14 protein-coding genes, 1 rRNA gene and 1 pseudogene are annotated in these 15,123 nt (G+C 35.1%); 3 read left to right on the forward strand and 13 right to left on the reverse strand.

Going from position 1 to position 15,123, the window contains the following annotated elements:
* The 4 genes from ACFX4E_RS10815 to ACFX4E_RS10830 all read right to left on the reverse strand — a co-directional run.
* Nucleotides 1-369: ribosomal RNA gene (locus ACFX4E_RS10815) — 16S ribosomal RNA — on the reverse strand; the annotation flags it as partial.
* 271 nt (nt 370-640) lie between these two features.
* Nucleotides 641-841 (reverse strand): cold-shock protein, encoded by a 201-nt coding sequence (locus ACFX4E_RS10820; RefSeq protein WP_025751380.1) that lies wholly within the window; start codon nt 839-841, stop codon nt 641-643.
* Between the two features lie 939 nt (nt 842-1,780).
* Nucleotides 1,781-3,136: a purine-cytosine permease family protein gene (locus ACFX4E_RS10825; protein ID WP_377239136.1), complete on the reverse strand. Its 1,356-nt coding sequence runs from the start codon at nt 3,134-3,136 to the stop codon at nt 1,781-1,783.
* 845 nt (nt 3,137-3,981) lie between these two features.
* A complete protein-coding gene (locus ACFX4E_RS10830) occupies nt 3,982-4,641 on the reverse strand; it encodes an SDR family NAD(P)-dependent oxidoreductase (protein WP_028408948.1) in 660 nt (219 codons plus the stop codon).
* Nucleotides 4,642-4,971: 330 nt separating this feature from the next.
* Between ACFX4E_RS10830 and ACFX4E_RS10835 the strand changes: the two genes are divergently transcribed.
* Nucleotides 4,972-5,553, forward strand: a complete 582-nt coding sequence (locus tag ACFX4E_RS10835) for a TetR/AcrR family transcriptional regulator (RefSeq protein ID WP_377239137.1) — start codon at nt 4,972-4,974, stop codon at nt 5,551-5,553.
* Nucleotides 5,554-5,849: 296 nt separating this feature from the next.
* Here ACFX4E_RS10835 and ACFX4E_RS10840 read toward each other — a convergent pair whose 3' ends face one another.
* Nucleotides 5,850-6,287, reverse strand: coding sequence for a UPF0715 family protein (locus tag ACFX4E_RS10840; protein ID WP_377258957.1), 438 nt, complete (start codon nt 6,285-6,287; stop codon nt 5,850-5,852).
* Nucleotides 6,288-6,465: 178 nt separating this feature from the next.
* Between ACFX4E_RS10840 and ACFX4E_RS10845 the strand changes: the two genes are divergently transcribed.
* Nucleotides 6,466-6,672, forward strand: coding sequence for a hypothetical protein (locus ACFX4E_RS10845; RefSeq protein WP_228116876.1), 207 nt, complete (start codon nt 6,466-6,468; stop codon nt 6,670-6,672).
* Nucleotides 6,673-6,924: 252 nt separating this feature from the next.
* Here ACFX4E_RS10845 and ACFX4E_RS10850 read toward each other — a convergent pair whose 3' ends face one another.
* The 5 genes and pseudogenes from ACFX4E_RS10850 to ACFX4E_RS10870 all read right to left on the reverse strand — a co-directional run bounded on the left by ACFX4E_RS10850 (nt 6,925) and on the right by ACFX4E_RS10870 (nt 12,160).
* Nucleotides 6,925-8,280 (reverse strand): TrkH family potassium uptake protein, encoded by a 1,356-nt coding sequence (locus tag ACFX4E_RS10850; RefSeq protein WP_028408951.1) that lies wholly within the window; start codon nt 8,278-8,280, stop codon nt 6,925-6,927.
* Between the two features lie 338 nt (nt 8,281-8,618).
* A pseudogene (locus ACFX4E_RS10855) lies at nt 8,619-8,951 on the reverse strand (putative immunity protein); the annotation flags it as partial.
* A 342-nt stretch (nt 8,952-9,293) separates the two neighbouring features.
* A complete protein-coding gene (locus ACFX4E_RS10860; protein WP_098579415.1) occupies nt 9,294-10,205 on the reverse strand; it encodes an NAD(P)/FAD-dependent oxidoreductase in 912 nt (303 codons plus the stop codon).
* A gap of 181 nt (nt 10,206-10,386) precedes the next feature.
* Nucleotides 10,387-11,196 carry an HNH endonuclease gene (locus ACFX4E_RS10865; protein WP_098524675.1) on the reverse strand — a complete coding sequence of 270 codons (810 nt, stop codon included), beginning with the start codon at nt 11,194-11,196 and terminating at the stop codon, nt 10,387-10,389.
* A 151-nt stretch (nt 11,197-11,347) separates the two neighbouring features.
* Nucleotides 11,348-12,160: an amino acid ABC transporter substrate-binding protein gene (locus ACFX4E_RS10870; protein ID WP_025751375.1), complete on the reverse strand. Its 813-nt coding sequence runs from the start codon at nt 12,158-12,160 to the stop codon at nt 11,348-11,350.
* Nucleotides 12,161-12,480: 320 nt separating this feature from the next.
* On the opposite strand from ACFX4E_RS10870, the gene ACFX4E_RS10875 reads away from it, so the two are divergent.
* A complete protein-coding gene (locus ACFX4E_RS10875) occupies nt 12,481-13,539 on the forward strand; it encodes an LLM class flavin-dependent oxidoreductase (protein WP_377238096.1) in 1,059 nt (352 codons plus the stop codon).
* Between the two features lie 73 nt (nt 13,540-13,612).
* Here the strand turns inward: ACFX4E_RS10875 and ACFX4E_RS10880 are convergent, their stop codons facing one another.
* From ACFX4E_RS10880 to ACFX4E_RS10890, 3 genes are all read right to left on the reverse strand, one after another.
* On the reverse strand, nt 13,613-13,969 hold the full coding sequence (locus ACFX4E_RS10880) for a DUF805 domain-containing protein (protein WP_098332906.1): 357 nt from the start codon (nt 13,967-13,969) through the stop codon (nt 13,613-13,615).
* A 50-nt stretch (nt 13,970-14,019) separates the two neighbouring features.
* Nucleotides 14,020-14,367, reverse strand: a complete 348-nt coding sequence (locus tag ACFX4E_RS10885; RefSeq protein ID WP_377238097.1) for a DUF805 domain-containing protein — start codon at nt 14,365-14,367, stop codon at nt 14,020-14,022.
* A gap of 273 nt (nt 14,368-14,640) precedes the next feature.
* Nucleotides 14,641-15,057, reverse strand: coding sequence for a DUF4275 family protein (locus ACFX4E_RS10890; protein WP_235593635.1), 417 nt, complete (start codon nt 15,055-15,057; stop codon nt 14,641-14,643).
* Nucleotides 15,058-15,123 lie beyond the last annotated feature (66 nt).

Below are 15,123 nucleotides of genomic sequence, written 5' to 3' on the forward strand. Positions count from 1 at the left end.
CCTACTGCTGCCTCCCGTAGGAGTCTGGGCCGTGTCTCAGTCCCAGTGTGGCCGATCACCCTCTCAGGTCGGCTATGCATCGTTGCCTTGGTGAGCCGTTACCTCACCAACTAGCTAATGCACCGCGGGCCCATCTGTAAGTGATAGCCGAAACCATCTTTCAATCATCTCCCATGAAGGAGAAGATCCTATCCGGTATTAGCTTCGGTTTCCCGAAGTTATCCCAGTCTTACAGGCAGGTTGCCCACGTGTTACTCACCCGTCCGCCGCTAACGTCATAGAAGCAAGCTTCTAATCAGTTCGCTCGACTTGCATGTATTAGGCACGCCGCCAGCGTTCATCCTGAGCCAGGATCAAACTCTCCGAAGAAATGTTTGACTTGCTCAATTAAAAAATAAAAATTAACGTTGACGTTTGTCGCTTTGTTCAGTTTTCAAAGTTCAATGTTCAAATCATAAGTTGTCGTTTCAACGACGCTTAATAATAATAAAACATATCAAATGAAACGTCAATAGTTTTTCTAAAAAAACATTCTTTTTTTATTTCCATTGAACTAATAGTAGATAAATCATAGTTTGCTAATTATAAGACCATAAAAAAAGGCTCCTTTATAAGGAGCCTTTTTTGTTATCACTTTTAATTATGCTTTGTGAACGTTAGCAGCTTGTGCTCCACGTTGACCTTCTTCGATATCAAAAGTAACTTTTTGACCTTCTTCTAATGATTTGAAACCTTCACCTTGAATAGCACTGAAATGAACGAATACATCGTCTCCGCCTTCGATTTCAATGAAACCGAAACCTTTGTCTGCATTAAACCATTTTACTGTACCTTGTGTCATAATGTTGCCTCCTGCTGTGGAATACTCCACAAATGTATTACCAATCTTGCCCAAACATACTATTTCAAGATAAAAACTTCTAATTAGGTTTTTTCTTTTCTCAATATACCGAACAAAAATAAGTTATCTGTAGTATAACATATAGTAGAGTTGATAGCAAATAAGGAAAACAATACCTTTAACAAATTCTATCTACTCACCTTTCCCCTATCCAAAATTTATGATAGGGCATAAGTGGCATAGCTATTTGATGCTCCAACACATCAAATAAAATGAATAAGTACATACATATCTCTATTTATTATAGCTATTCATAATAAAGCTTCTTTATTTAATCTTTGTTATAAATAAAGGGTGCATGTAATCCAAAAAACCCCTGTTAGCTTTACTGAATTATAAATAGGCTATTGGGATATTCTATTTAAGGAAGAAGGAAAACAAGTTATTGATTACAACTAATCATTACAAAGCTTCTTACATTTGGGATGAGGTGTCTACAGCAGGCATATTTTAGAAAACCTTATTGTAAATCGATGTATGTTTGATTCATAAGGGGATGGTAGTCATGAGCGTAGTAAGAATATATATAATGGGTAGACAATAACGTTCATTTATAACTATGCAAATGAGGTGTTTGTCCCAGACCAAGAACGATTTCGTTCACATTGTATATTTTTTTAGTTCAATGCTTAAATGAGGTGTTTGTTAAAGAGAATATACTTTTTCAAGTGACTGTTTCATTAGGCAATGTAATTACGTAAATGAGGTGTTCCTTAAAGATCATATGCTGCATTAAAAGCTATTTTTTTCCTTCTTCACATGACGGGATGCATAATCGTTTGCATCTCGTTTTTGTTACATAAAAAAAGAATGTTTATTCTCTTTTCATGGGTTAAAGAAAGGCCTGTATCTGTTTAGATACAGGCCTTTCTTTCGAGTTCAGTTACCACAAACCTCTTTATTTAACTTTTGTTTCATCGGAAAATAATATAAGATTGCAGGAACTATTATTCCAATTAGCCAGGCAATATCTGCGCCACCAAATGCCTTTGCTATAGGACCAATGTAGAATGATGTGTTAATAAAAGGAATCTCTGCAATAATTGATACAGCAAATGCCATGCAAGTGATTCCGTTTATTTTTCCGTATTGACCATTTACATCAAAGATATCTTTCACATTATATTGACCACGGCGTAATAAGTAGTAGTCCACAAGATTGATAGACGTCCAAGGAATCAAGAAATAACTAATGAAAAAGATAAAATTTAAGAAAAATGATAGAAAATTACTTTGGCCTAATAAACATAGGATAGTACCTGCCAATGTAACACAAAACATCATCCCTACTCTAACTTTTTGTGTTACTTTCAGCTTCCAAAAGGGTTCTATAGTTGTAATGGTTGACATGAAAGCACCATATAAATTAAAAACATTAATAGCTAGTTGACCAAAAATAATGATCAAATACATAAAGATAGCAAAACTTCCGAATAAGTGAGCTAAATTCCCACCAGAATGATCAAGGAAATTAGGAATAGTAGTTGTTAAAGTTGCTCCTAAAATCATCATCCATACAGTCCCTACAAATGTACCCAGGTAACTATACCAAAAGGTTTGTGCAGTTGATGTATTAACGGGCAGATAGCGTGAATAGTCTGCCACGTATGGTGCATATGCTAATTGCCATGTTGCTACAATGCTGATAGCGAGTAAAAATACAGGTAAATCCAAACCGCTTAATGAAAAACTTCCTGTCGGAAGTGGTAACTGAAATATAATAATTGTTGCTGCTAGATACACAACAAATGAAGACCATGATAATACTTTCTGCATTTTATGAATTAAATCATGGCCAAAAATTGCAACAATAAAACAAAGAATATTTAAGATTATTATAGCCCAGCTTTGATTAATGGGTATTAAACTGTTTAATGTTTGTGCTGCAAGCACACTGCTACTTGCGAAAAAACCTAAATACACGAACATTACAAGAAATAACGGAAAAATAGCTCCGATTACTCCAAACTGTGCTCGACTTTGAATCATTTGAGGAATTCCAAGTTTAGGTCCCTGAGCAGAATGTGAAGCCATGAAAATAGCACCCAATAAGGTTCCAAGTATAATAGCTGCGAAACTCCAAAATAAATTAAGACCTAAACTAATTGGTAATGCACCTGTTACAAGAGTTGTAATGTGCATGTTTGCTCCAAACCAAATGGGGAACAAACCTTTTGCTTTTCCATGACGTTCGTCTACTGGAACAAATTCAACGCTACGTGTTTCAACTTTCAATAGATATACCACCTTGTAAGATATTTGCCGCTTGCACTCTAAGTCAAACTACATAATTCAACGTTTTAATACTTACTTATAGTAGGTGATGAATCATTCGTATAATTAACATGTATTCCCTTGAATCATTTGATATAACAGCTATATAAGACTTCGCTACGTTTAATTAAGTAACAATTTCATCTGTGCTCCTTTTATAAATTGCTGTTCATAAAAAAAGTGGTGCAATGGAGGGATAAACTTTCTTAATAAGAGGAACTGCAAGGTTTTAGTAGCTAACTGCTTAGGTATCTTCTTATTTAATTTGATAATTTTTTATACGGTCTCTTAGAGCATTAGTATACATAATAACATAGATGCATCTTCTATCAACAATTTCTTTAGGACCGTCCAATACTACTTGAGGTATTCAAGTTGCTTTCCCTGCGCCAGCTTTTCCAATCTAACTTATTTATTCAAATATCAAACTTCTTTTTATTTAATCAAAAACGTTCATAAAAGTGCATAAACATATGAAGACGTTCGTAATTTGCTTTAAAACGAAAACGAACGATCAAAGTGATAGATTCCTTATATAAAAGAAAAGTCCGTAAAGGTATACTTTTGCGAACGATATATTCAATTCTATTACAAGACGTTAAAGTAATTATCATAGTAAATAAAATAAAATACATGTACGGACACATAAAAACGGATTAACCCCAACTCTACATGTAGAGTTGGGGTTAATCCACCCATTTCTGTGCTTCGATCAGCGTATCCGTTTCTCACATCAAAAACGGTTACCTTTTTGGTGATTGATGCCGGATTTATACCCGAGACGATTAATTTTTAATCTACCCGATTCATACTTTATCTTCCGTAATAAATTCTTCGACTCGATCTCTTTTGGTGTACATGTCATACCAAATGTCGGCAATTTTGTCTTGAACTCCCGAATTCGGCTGCATCCAGATTCCGATCGAAATGTGCCCTGCATAAATACCTTTGTCCTTTAATTCACTATTCAAATTGAAGATATAATTACGAAGACCGGAAACTGCAATTCCGACATTGCCCATCATTGGTACTGGATTGACTGCGGCTCCACCTGTCGTAAATAACAGAGCTCCACTTTGTTTATCCAACATATCCGGAAGCACTTCTCGAATACTCGATATCGCACCTAAAACGTTGAATTGAAATTGGTATAGCGCATTTTCTTCTGTTACATCTAATGCGTTTGTTACTGTATCGATACTTGGAGTTGGACTGTATTCAACCACATCAATAAATCCGTATTTCTCTTTGATCGTTGTGAAAGCTAAACTAATTTGATCTTTATTTAATATATCAGCTTGAAATGATGCTGCTTCAATGCCTAATTGTTCTAGTTCAATAACCAGTTGGTTCAACTTTTCTTCATTACGGGCTATAAGCGCTACACGAAATCCGTTTTTTCCGAACTTCTTCGCAATAGACATTCCTAATCCTGGTCCTGCCCCAACAATTACAATATTTTTCATAATATAATTCCCTCCATAACTTCTTAGCTAATTCTTTTTTCTAAGAGAGTTCATTTGTTACAATAGGTACTACTTTATTTATTAAGAACCAATCGTATTTTCAATCTTTTGGGTATGATTCTGAATGGTCACAACAATTTACTTGATCAAAAACCCTTCCACAAAAACATGTGTTATTTAAGCAACGCGCGTTGTATAGTTGATGATAAGATGAAAAAGAACTATTAACAACCACCAAAATGGCTAATATGTTGTTTACACAACACTTCTATTGAATTGTCGTTTTTAAACACCATTGTGTAGCCTAAAAAGGAGAAGAAAAAATTGATTATGCCAAAAAAAGATCCGAGAATACTTCGTACAAGACAATTGATTGTAGACTCTTTTATCTCGTTAGCTAGTGAAAAAGATTTCAACAATATAACGGTACGTGATATCACTGAAAAGGCTACTATTAACCGCGCTACATTTTATGCGCACTTTGACGATAAATTTGATTTATTACATTCTACCATCACCAATACTTTTACAGACAAATTGAAAAAAGGACTAAATGGTCACGAGGGATTCAATGAAGAAGTCATTACAAATATTTTTCTAGCCATGTGTGATCACCATAAAGAGTTAAGTGACTTATGTCCTAAAGGTTACAATTCTTTAGGAACTATTATAGAAAGTAACATTAAAGAAGAGTTACAAAAGCTAATAGCTGATCTTGTGCTAAAAGGCACTAAAAATACCATTGTATTAGAGGACAAACAATTGGTAACGACCCTATCTACTATACTGAGTTGGAGTATATACGGAGCTACATACTCATGGAATAAAGATGGAAGACCTATTTCACCAGAAGAGCTAGTGACTAAGACCCTACCTATATTTAAAAATGGCATGAGTAAGTATTTCTTTTAATGAAACTTATATTAAATATCAATTCTTTTTGGGGTTCAGTCTCCATATAGACTATATTTTACCGTACAGGCATATGAATAAAAGGTGCACTTTTTATTCATTCTTTCACTAATCGCTTACTGAAAAAACGTTGGTCTATCAAGGATGTATAAAAAGCTGCATACTCCGGAAAAAGAACCCTCGGCGGAACCGTTCTGCGACAAGGGTTCTTTTTTTGTATGTCTTCCGGAAAGAGTGTTTATGTTAACTAACTTTGTATAGCGTATACAATTATCAACTGACTTCGAAACCTTTTATTAGCTAGGTTTTGATACCATAATATTGCACCAAAACCAATAAACAATTGATGTACTAACTATATAAATATAAACCTCAAAGTTTTTTATAAATGGAACAGGATTATAAGTTATAGTATAAAAAATATAGTAAACGATAGAAAATATTGATAAATAACTCAGTAAACTTATTATACTAAATCTCGGTAACTTTTTAATTATAAGTAGAGATGTAGGTAGCCCAAAAACTGTATATAAAATGAAGTATACTACTGTACTTATAATCATACTGAATGGAAATGCAGCTGAAATAAGATTTTTAACTCCGTATTCAATAATTAAATACAATAAAGATAGACAAATTGAAGATAGCAATATAGACAATACATATCTTTGAATCATAATATCCTCCGTATTAATAAAGTATAAGGCTAATGGAATACTTATCCTTTTAACCATTATAGACTTTATAGTCGTATCAGTGTTTTCAAAGTAAATTAATTTTATGAATAAGTACTTTAAAATCAGCTCTATGAAGATTGGATACCGATAATGTTGATTATGTAAATTAAATAACTTTATTTATCCATAAATGTTATTATTTAGATTATACATATAAATGCAAGGTGGAATGTTTATGGAAAATAGGTCAGTTGTAGCTTACATTTTAATCTTTTTATCATTGGCATTATCAATTTATTTATTTGTTAACCCAAACTTATTAGTTCCGAAAGGTTATGAGCTAGCTATTGATGGCTATCTAATATCTCGAACATTAGTAATGATTTTTGCTTTATATTTAGTTTCCAAATTAGGATATGCTCTATTAAATAAAAAGGGTTAACTCTAATGAGTTAACCTTTTTTATGCTACCTAGAATCCGTTTTATGTTAACTAAAATCATATACAGTTTAAAATTAGAAAAAACTCCCTCCAATAAATAGGGAGTTTTTCTACAGGTTAATGAGATTTAGATCGAAGATAATTCTCAGCACCTTGAGTAGTTTGTTTATAATAAAAAAAGATATTCGTGATTTAGGCTACTTGTGCCTAAATCATGAATATGTTGACCAAATTATATATTTAAAATAAATTTTTAACCAATAAGAATCTTTTCTTCTGCATACCTAATTTTAGATTGTTTGTTTGAACGAATCGCAAGTACAAAGCCAATGGTAAGAGGTCCCACTCTGCCAATAAACATCATAATTGTAATCAGAATTCGGCCTATAGGACTTAAATCTCCTGTAAAGTTAGCACTTAATCCAACTGTTCCAGAAGCAGAGAACGTTTCAAACAAAAGGGTAGACATGTCTATACCTTTTTCTGTGATTGTGAGTAGAAAGAAAATAATAGAAACAAAAATAATGCCAGAAGTAGCAATAGAAAAAGCTCTATACACAAGCGATTTAGGAATTCGGCGTCGAAAAACATTAATCTCTTCTTTATTTGTCAATACTGACCATAAAGCAAACAATATTAAGACAAACGTAGTTATTTTAATTCCACCGCCTGTTGAACCTGGAGCCGCTCCAATAAACATAAGACCCATCATATACACTTTTGAAGGCAATGTGAGCGCCCCGATATCCAAGGTATTAAAACCAGCAGTACGAGGAACTACACCCTGAAAGTAAGCTGCCCACCATTTATCCCCCATGCTTAATTGACCTAAAGTATGAGAGTTATGATATTCTAGAGTAAAAATAATGAGTGTACTCACGACATTTAGTAGGATAGTTGAAACTAATACAATTTTAGTGTGAAGAGAAAATTTTCTTATGTTTCGTTTCTGAAAAATGTCTGCAATGACAAAAAATCCAGTCCCTCCTATTATGAAAAGTAACGTAATCATAATATTTACGGTTGGATCTCCTACCCATTTGCTTAAATTATCTGGTTCCAAACCAAATCCTGCATTATTAAAAGCAGAGATAGAATGGAATATGCCATAATAAATAGCCTTTCCCCAGCTCATTTCTTGGGACCAACGAATAGCTAGGATAAGCGCTCCTATACCTTCCACAGCCAATGTAATTAGCACAACACGTTGGACTAATGCAATAACGCCTTGTAGCGAAAAAGCATTTAGAGATTCCTTAAGTATTAATCTTTGTTGTAATCCTATTTTTTTACCCAGTACAATAAACATGAGTATACCAATAGTCATGAATCCCCAGCCACCAACTTGAATGAGCACAAGCAAAATGAGCTGTCCAAATAAAGTAAATGTTGTCCCCGTATCTACCACGGCTAGGCCTGTTACACATACAGCAGAAGTGGCTTCAAAAAGAGCATCAATAAAGCTTAGATGATGTCTATCGCTTGTAGCAGCAGGAATCATTAATAAGCCGGTGCCGAGCAATATTAATCCTAAAAACCCCACGAACAAGATACTTGCAGGTTCCAGATGCTTCACTTTATGTTTTTTACGCGGCTTAGAAATTATCATATTATATTTCCCTTCAAAATGTTTTGATTAAAGATTTATTATATATCATACCCATTTATTTCAAAAGATGGTCATTACTTTTATTACCTTCCTATCTTCCCAGAAAGTACGTTACATTAAGTAAATAATAAAGTATCTAATGTTAATATACTTTAAATAAGATAAAATTTATTAAAAATAAAAAGATCACATCTTCTATGTAAAGGAGTAAAATAACAAATTAATTTATAAAAATAATAGTTTTATAAGGCTCTGTTAAACTTTATTGTTGATTTTTTGAATAAAGAAAAACACTATATTGAATAAAACATAGTGTCCTTGTTTCTTATTGTTGATTATCAGCTTGGCGATTCTAACAATTCATCTATTATCTTTAATTGCCTTATCCTTTTCTTTGTTGAGGAATCTAAGGAGTTATGTGTTAAAAGATTTGTTACCTTTATTGCGTAGTCACTGCTAACCATTGCCTGTCTTCTCATATGTCCTGTTGCTATGGCTTGGGCAAATGAACGTGCAGAATATTTACTAACGTCAGATTTGGAGTCTTTAGCCAATTCATTTACAATAAATCCAACTTTTCGTAAATCAAAAGCTCTAATACTTTCTTCTATTCGTTTTTGCAAAGTTTCTATTCTCAAATTTATACATAGTTCATCTTTTAAATGGTCATTGAGAAAATCTAACCCTTTTTATTGTCCTAAATCATCCAAGCTATCAGGTAAATAAAGTCACGCTATAACAAACCTAACCTTTTTAATGTAGCAACCAACGGGGGGTATTTTCTATTTGTAGAAAATACCTTTTATTTTTATAATCCTGTTGATACACGTGCATATCCAATAAACACCTATTATCACTTTTCTTATTTTTGTCTTATCCGATTGTAATATAAAATAGACTAAGAAAGGTTATTGAACACAGAATACTGTACAGAGTTTTATTACAAACAAAATACTAAAAATCGACTTTTCCCACTTAGAATGTAGCGTGTTCAGAAACGGATAAAAAACCAATTATTTTTCATAAAGCTCTAACAAGCGTTTGTGTATCCAAATAGCGGCTTGTAAACCTTCTCCCATCGCTACCGTAACTTGTTCAGAATGAGCCACAATGTCTCCTGCTGCCCACACGTTTGAAACATTTGTTTCTTTTGTACGCGGATTTACGATAATGTGCTGATTTTCTAGGAGTTCTACTCCGAGCCCATGCGCTAATTCTGTTCGAACTTTATTTCCTCCGAACGCTAAAAAACCTCTTTCTCCATAGATAAATTCATTGTCTTCGAGGATGACTCCTTTTAACCTTTCTGCTTCAGTTATGACTTTTTTTATGGCCCCTTCTTTATAGGTAATTCCTTTTTGCATCAAGGTATCTGCTAAAGGTCCAATTTCTTTTTTGTCGTGATTAATGTATATAATGTCATTTGTCCAATATGTTAACGTAAGAGATAAACTGGCTCCTGCTTTTCCTGACCCTAGTACTAATACCCTTCTATTATTTACTTCATACCCATCGCAGTCGGGACATACATATACGGTTGTTCCCATGCACGGATATAGCTCTTGCTGAAGTTCAGGCGGAATCCGATCTACTACTCCCGTCGCAAACAGTAAAGTAGCTGCTTCGTAGTTCGCAGAGTTTGTAATGACGTTAAACCCTTCTATTTCTTTTTCACACTGAAGGACACGCTCTTCTGCAAATTGAATGCCGTAGCTTTTTGCTTGCTGCCTTCCCGTTTCTCTTAAAGTTTGACCGCTTATTCCCTCTGGCCACCCCAATATATTTTGATAATTTTTGCAAAGATTGGAACGTCCATCGTTTGAATCAATAACCAATACACTACGCTTATATCTTCCAAGCTGAATAGCAGCTTGAAGTCCTGCAATTCCTCCACCTATAATGACACAGTCATACTTGTCTGCCACAGCACATCACCCCAGCTTTTACTATTTTTAAACGAAAGCTTCAGTTTTTCATTATCTGTTCTTCTATTATTTTTATACGCTTTACTGTCTTTATTTTTTGAAGTCATTCTTTATACAAAAAAACCGCCTCGGCAGCTGACCTGCTTAGAGACGGTTTTTTATAAAATGAAAAGAGACGATATTACTCATTTTTCTTTCCTGCTTCTTTTTCATTAATTTTAATAATCAGCTCTTCTTTATATACTTCACTATCTTTCCCGTAGCGTAGACGGCTATGACAGTTGGGACATAGTGCCGCAGCGTCCTTTGGCTTAGCGAGCCCGCCCTCTGACAGCTTTGAAAGATAATACATTTGCAAAAAGGAGCTTCCATCTTTTGCGATAAACGGCGCGCTTTCTCCGCAGGCTTCACAAATACCAGCTGCGCGTTTGTAAACATATTGTTTAAGAGCTGCGGTTTGCTCATAAATATTTGTCTTTTTGTCTTCCCCTAGCGCTATATGACAAAGTTGTTCAGTTGAGTAAGCTGAAACATCCAGCTTTGCTGCTTTTTCCTCCATCACAGGATTTCGTTCAAGTTCAAAAATAATGGCTTCACGAAGCTCTCCGTCTGAGTCCCACATAATTTCTAATTGATGATTAATATACGTCACTTCATCAATAAACTCGACTACTCCCGGCTCCACGTAGTGAAACAAGTAAACGGCTTTTCCTGATAAAAAATGTTCACGAAGCGCTTTATTGCCTTTAATGAGCTGCATTGATCCTCTTTGACCTTCTCCGGTATAGAAAAAAGAGGTCTTATCTCTATTCCATCCGTGTCCTGTTCCGTATTCACTTCCGCTTTCTTTTGTGAAAATAAAAATATATGGATGCGCTTTCGGCGTTGATATTTCGCTTTGTTCCTGTCCTTTATAAAGCTTATGAATTTGTTTTCTGCGATAACGATGTCCTTTTTGAAAGAAATCTCCGCGCTGTAAATCCGTAATCAATGAATTGCCTCCTACTGCGGTCCTGCTTTTATAGTACTTATAGCTCTACTATACACTAATTTTTGTTTTCTTTGCAGATCGTTTCTTCTATCTATTGGATTTATATCATACAAAAAAAGCAGCTGTATGGGCAGCTGCTTTTTTGCTATAGTCAATTTTGCACGGTATAGTCTTCTCCTAGCCATTTTGTGCTGAGTTTTTTTAATGTACCGTCTTTTTTCAGCTTTTTAATCGCCTGATCGACTTCCGACTTTAACTTTTCGTCTTTTTTGTTAAACATAAAATATACTTTTGAATTAATCACGATATCTCCAACCGTTTTTTGCTGAAATTTCAGCGCTTGATTGCTAAAGTCGATGGAAAATGGTGTTGCAAGCGTAGCATCTGCCCGGCCTGTTTTTAATTGAGTAGTAGCATCATCCGCACCTTGACCGGCATAAACTACATCGATTTTATTGCCGTGTTTTTGATTGTATTTGTCTAGATAAACTGCCGCATTGCTTGTAGCTCCTACAATCATTTTTTTACCTTCTAAATCTTTTAATGAATGAATATCATTTCGATTTTTAGGAACTGTTACATAAAGCGGAGAATAATTATATGTTTCATCATTAAATAAAAACTTTTTCTTTCGCTCAGCGTTCTGAGCCATGTTATGAGCAATCATATCAATTTTATTACTTTCTAAGCTGAGAAGCAGATTTGAAAATTCCATCGTTTTAAATTCAAATTTATAATCCTTTAGCTCTTTGTCGATTGCTCTTACTACTTCTACATCATAGCCGGTCAGTTTGCCTTTATCATCGATAAAGCAAATATTAGGAAACTGAGTGCCTGTTCCAACCACAATCGTTTGAACATCTTTTTCTTTCTTTTCTCCTGCACTTGAAGATGCGTTTGTTCCGCATCCTGCCACGCTCACAGCTACTACAATTGAAAGTAAAAACAGCCAATATTTTTTCATACGTTCCTCCCCTAAATCCCTATATTATGTAATAAAAAGAGGCTCTTGAGGAAGCAGCTGCTTCCTCAAGAGCCTCTGGTTAACCAGTGGGCTTACTTCGTGTAAGATTATTCACATCATAATACTAGTTAACCGATAAATCAAGTAGGTTTTTAGAAAAAGATTATCTTGACAGCTTGGTATCTACCGCTTAAGATACAACTAATAAAACATTGAAACTACATATCTACCAGTCAACTGGAGGCAAATGGACACGATAATGCGTGTACGTTTGCTTTTTTTATTGTCGTCCACCATTTTATCTTTTGGAGGTAAAACGTATGAAATTTGCTTTATTTAGTCTTATTCAAAACATCCCGAACCCGGTTACTGGAGAAACATTCACTGCTCAAAAAAAGTTTCAGCATGTGTTAAATCAAGCAGTGCTGGCAGAAAAGTTAGGTTTTGATGCTTACGGAGTCGGCGAAAGACACGGAGCTCCTTTTTTGTCTTCTTCTCCTCCCGTTGTTTTAAGTGCAATTGCGGCTAAAACGTTACACATCCGTCTCCTTACGACCGTTACCGTTCTAAGCATTTTAGACCCTGTACGAGTAGCTGAAGATTATGCAACGCTTGATCACCTATCGGGTGGACGCCTTGAACTGATTATCGGAAAAGGCAATGACCCGCGTCATTATCCGCTTTTTGGTATTACAGAAGAAGAACAATGGGAATCTCTTGCTGAAAGATACGCTCTTTTAAAACAGCTTTGGACAGAAGAAAATGTCACGTGGAGCGGCCGTTATCGTCCGCCTTTAACTAACGTTACAACTCAGCCTCGTCCGTTTCAAACTTCTATTCCCGTTTGGCATGGAAGTGCGTCAAGCCCGCTGTCTACAGAACTTGCAGCTAAATACGGAGAGCCGCTATTTTCATCTAATTCCTTCCACCCTCAGGCTAAATATAAAGCGCTGATTGACCATTACCGCGAACGCTTCGCTTATTATGGGCATGATCCACGCAAGGCCATCGTCGGTTCGGGGGCAAGCAGCCTCTATATTTCCGATACAACGGAAGAAGCAATTCGCCGCTATCGCCCGTACTATAACGCATTTAGCAATACAGAAGCAGCCAAACATAATCAATCGCCGTTCACGTCACTAGAAGATATCGTTCAACACGGTCCTGCTTTAGTAGGAAGCCCTGAGCAAATCATTGAAAAAATAATAGACTATCACCGCGCTTATGGAAACGAAGTGCTGAGCATCAGCATAGACGGTCTAAGCGAAGCAGAACAGCGCGAACAGCTAGAGCGCTTTGCAGATGATATTGCACCTGTTCTTCGAAAAGAAATTCCCAGCAGCGTGTGGAAAAATAAAAAAAAGAAAACTCCTTTTTAACAGGAGTTTTCTTTTTAGCTAAAAATAATTTGTCTATTAATTTATCAACTTTTAAACTAATAAACTACTCTGGTTAAGATGCCTGCGTGTCTGTATCGTAAATATTGGCCGTTACTTCGCTTCTTTGACAAAGTAAGATGAGCAGCCAAATAGCTCCGATAACTGGAACAAAGTTAATTAAATACCACCAGCCGCTTCTTCCTGTATCATGCAGCCGGCGAACAGTAACGGCAAGGGAAGGCAGAATCATTGCTGCTCCATAGAGCAATATTAAAATAGATACAAGTAGAGCAATTGAATCAATAAAAACCAAGGCGTATAGAACGAGCATAAAGATATAAGAAAATAATGTAAACATCCAATACTCCGTACGCGTTGCTCTTCCTTGAAACGTCGCGTAATTTTTTAACGCTTTTATATACCAGTACATGATAAACCCTCTCTTTATTTATTAAATTAAATTATCTAGTCGTTTAAGTCCTACGCAACTTTATTAGTTACATCAAAACGATTTAGCTGCGACTCACTTCTTAGACAAAGAAGAATTAATAGACAAATAGCTCCGGCAATCGGAATAATACTAATGAGCTGCCACCACCCGCTTCTTCCTATGTCATGCAGTCGGCGTGCCGTCACAGCAAGAGATGGAATGAACACTGCAACAAGATAAACTATACGCAAAAACGGAGGCATATCTGTTATAAGTTCAATAGCTGAAAGCACACACCATATAATAAAATTAAATAAGACAAACATCCAATACTCTTTACGCGTTGCTCTTCCTTGAAACGTTGCATAATTTTTTAGTACATGTAGATACCATTTCATACAAAAACCTCCTTTTTTAAAACAAATTTTGTAAGACAAGCTTACTAGCAGTAATTACCTTAGCATACAAAAAATTAATTTCATATCCTATTTTTTGAAAAAACTCCAAATGGTAATATAGATATAGGAGAGAGATGGATAATAGTTAGTAATAAATACCCAATAATTTTATATTAAAAACCATTTTATTCCTATAATTACTTTTAATTAATAAAATGTTCTTTTATAGAAAAATCCTACCGTGTTGATAAACACGGCAGGCTCTATCTTTACTTACGTGCGGTAAAAGTAAGGTCCACATGAGCTTTCATGGGTAATCACGTAAGTCCACGTGAAATCTGCATCAACCACATATAAATCTTCTAAATACATGTTTGTATTTTCACTTAAATCAGCGCTTGTTAGATGCTTACATTTAGATAGCTGCAGCACTCGTTCATCATGCTCAAACAGCAAATAACAGTCGTTCATTATTTGCTGTTCGAATGCTTGAATCGCTTGTTCTCCTTGTAAGCAAGGAAGCTTTTCATAGCTGAACGCATGCCATAGAAATTGGTCCATATAAATTTTCTTTTTTTGCGATGCGCTTAAAGCACTTGCAAATTCATTTTCCCACCTCTTCCGGAAGAGGTCCCCTTGATTCGGTAGTTTCTTAACAAACATTCCTTTTTTCTTTAACGCATCTTTCATTTTCACTGTGCTTTTTCACCCTTTATTCTGTATTCATTACTTTTTATCGGCTTCTTAGCTTATTTG

Source organism: Priestia sp. YIM B13491 (assembly GCF_042787605.1).
GTDB classification, from domain to species: Bacteria; Bacillota; Bacilli; order Bacillales; family Bacillaceae_H; genus Priestia; species Priestia megaterium_E.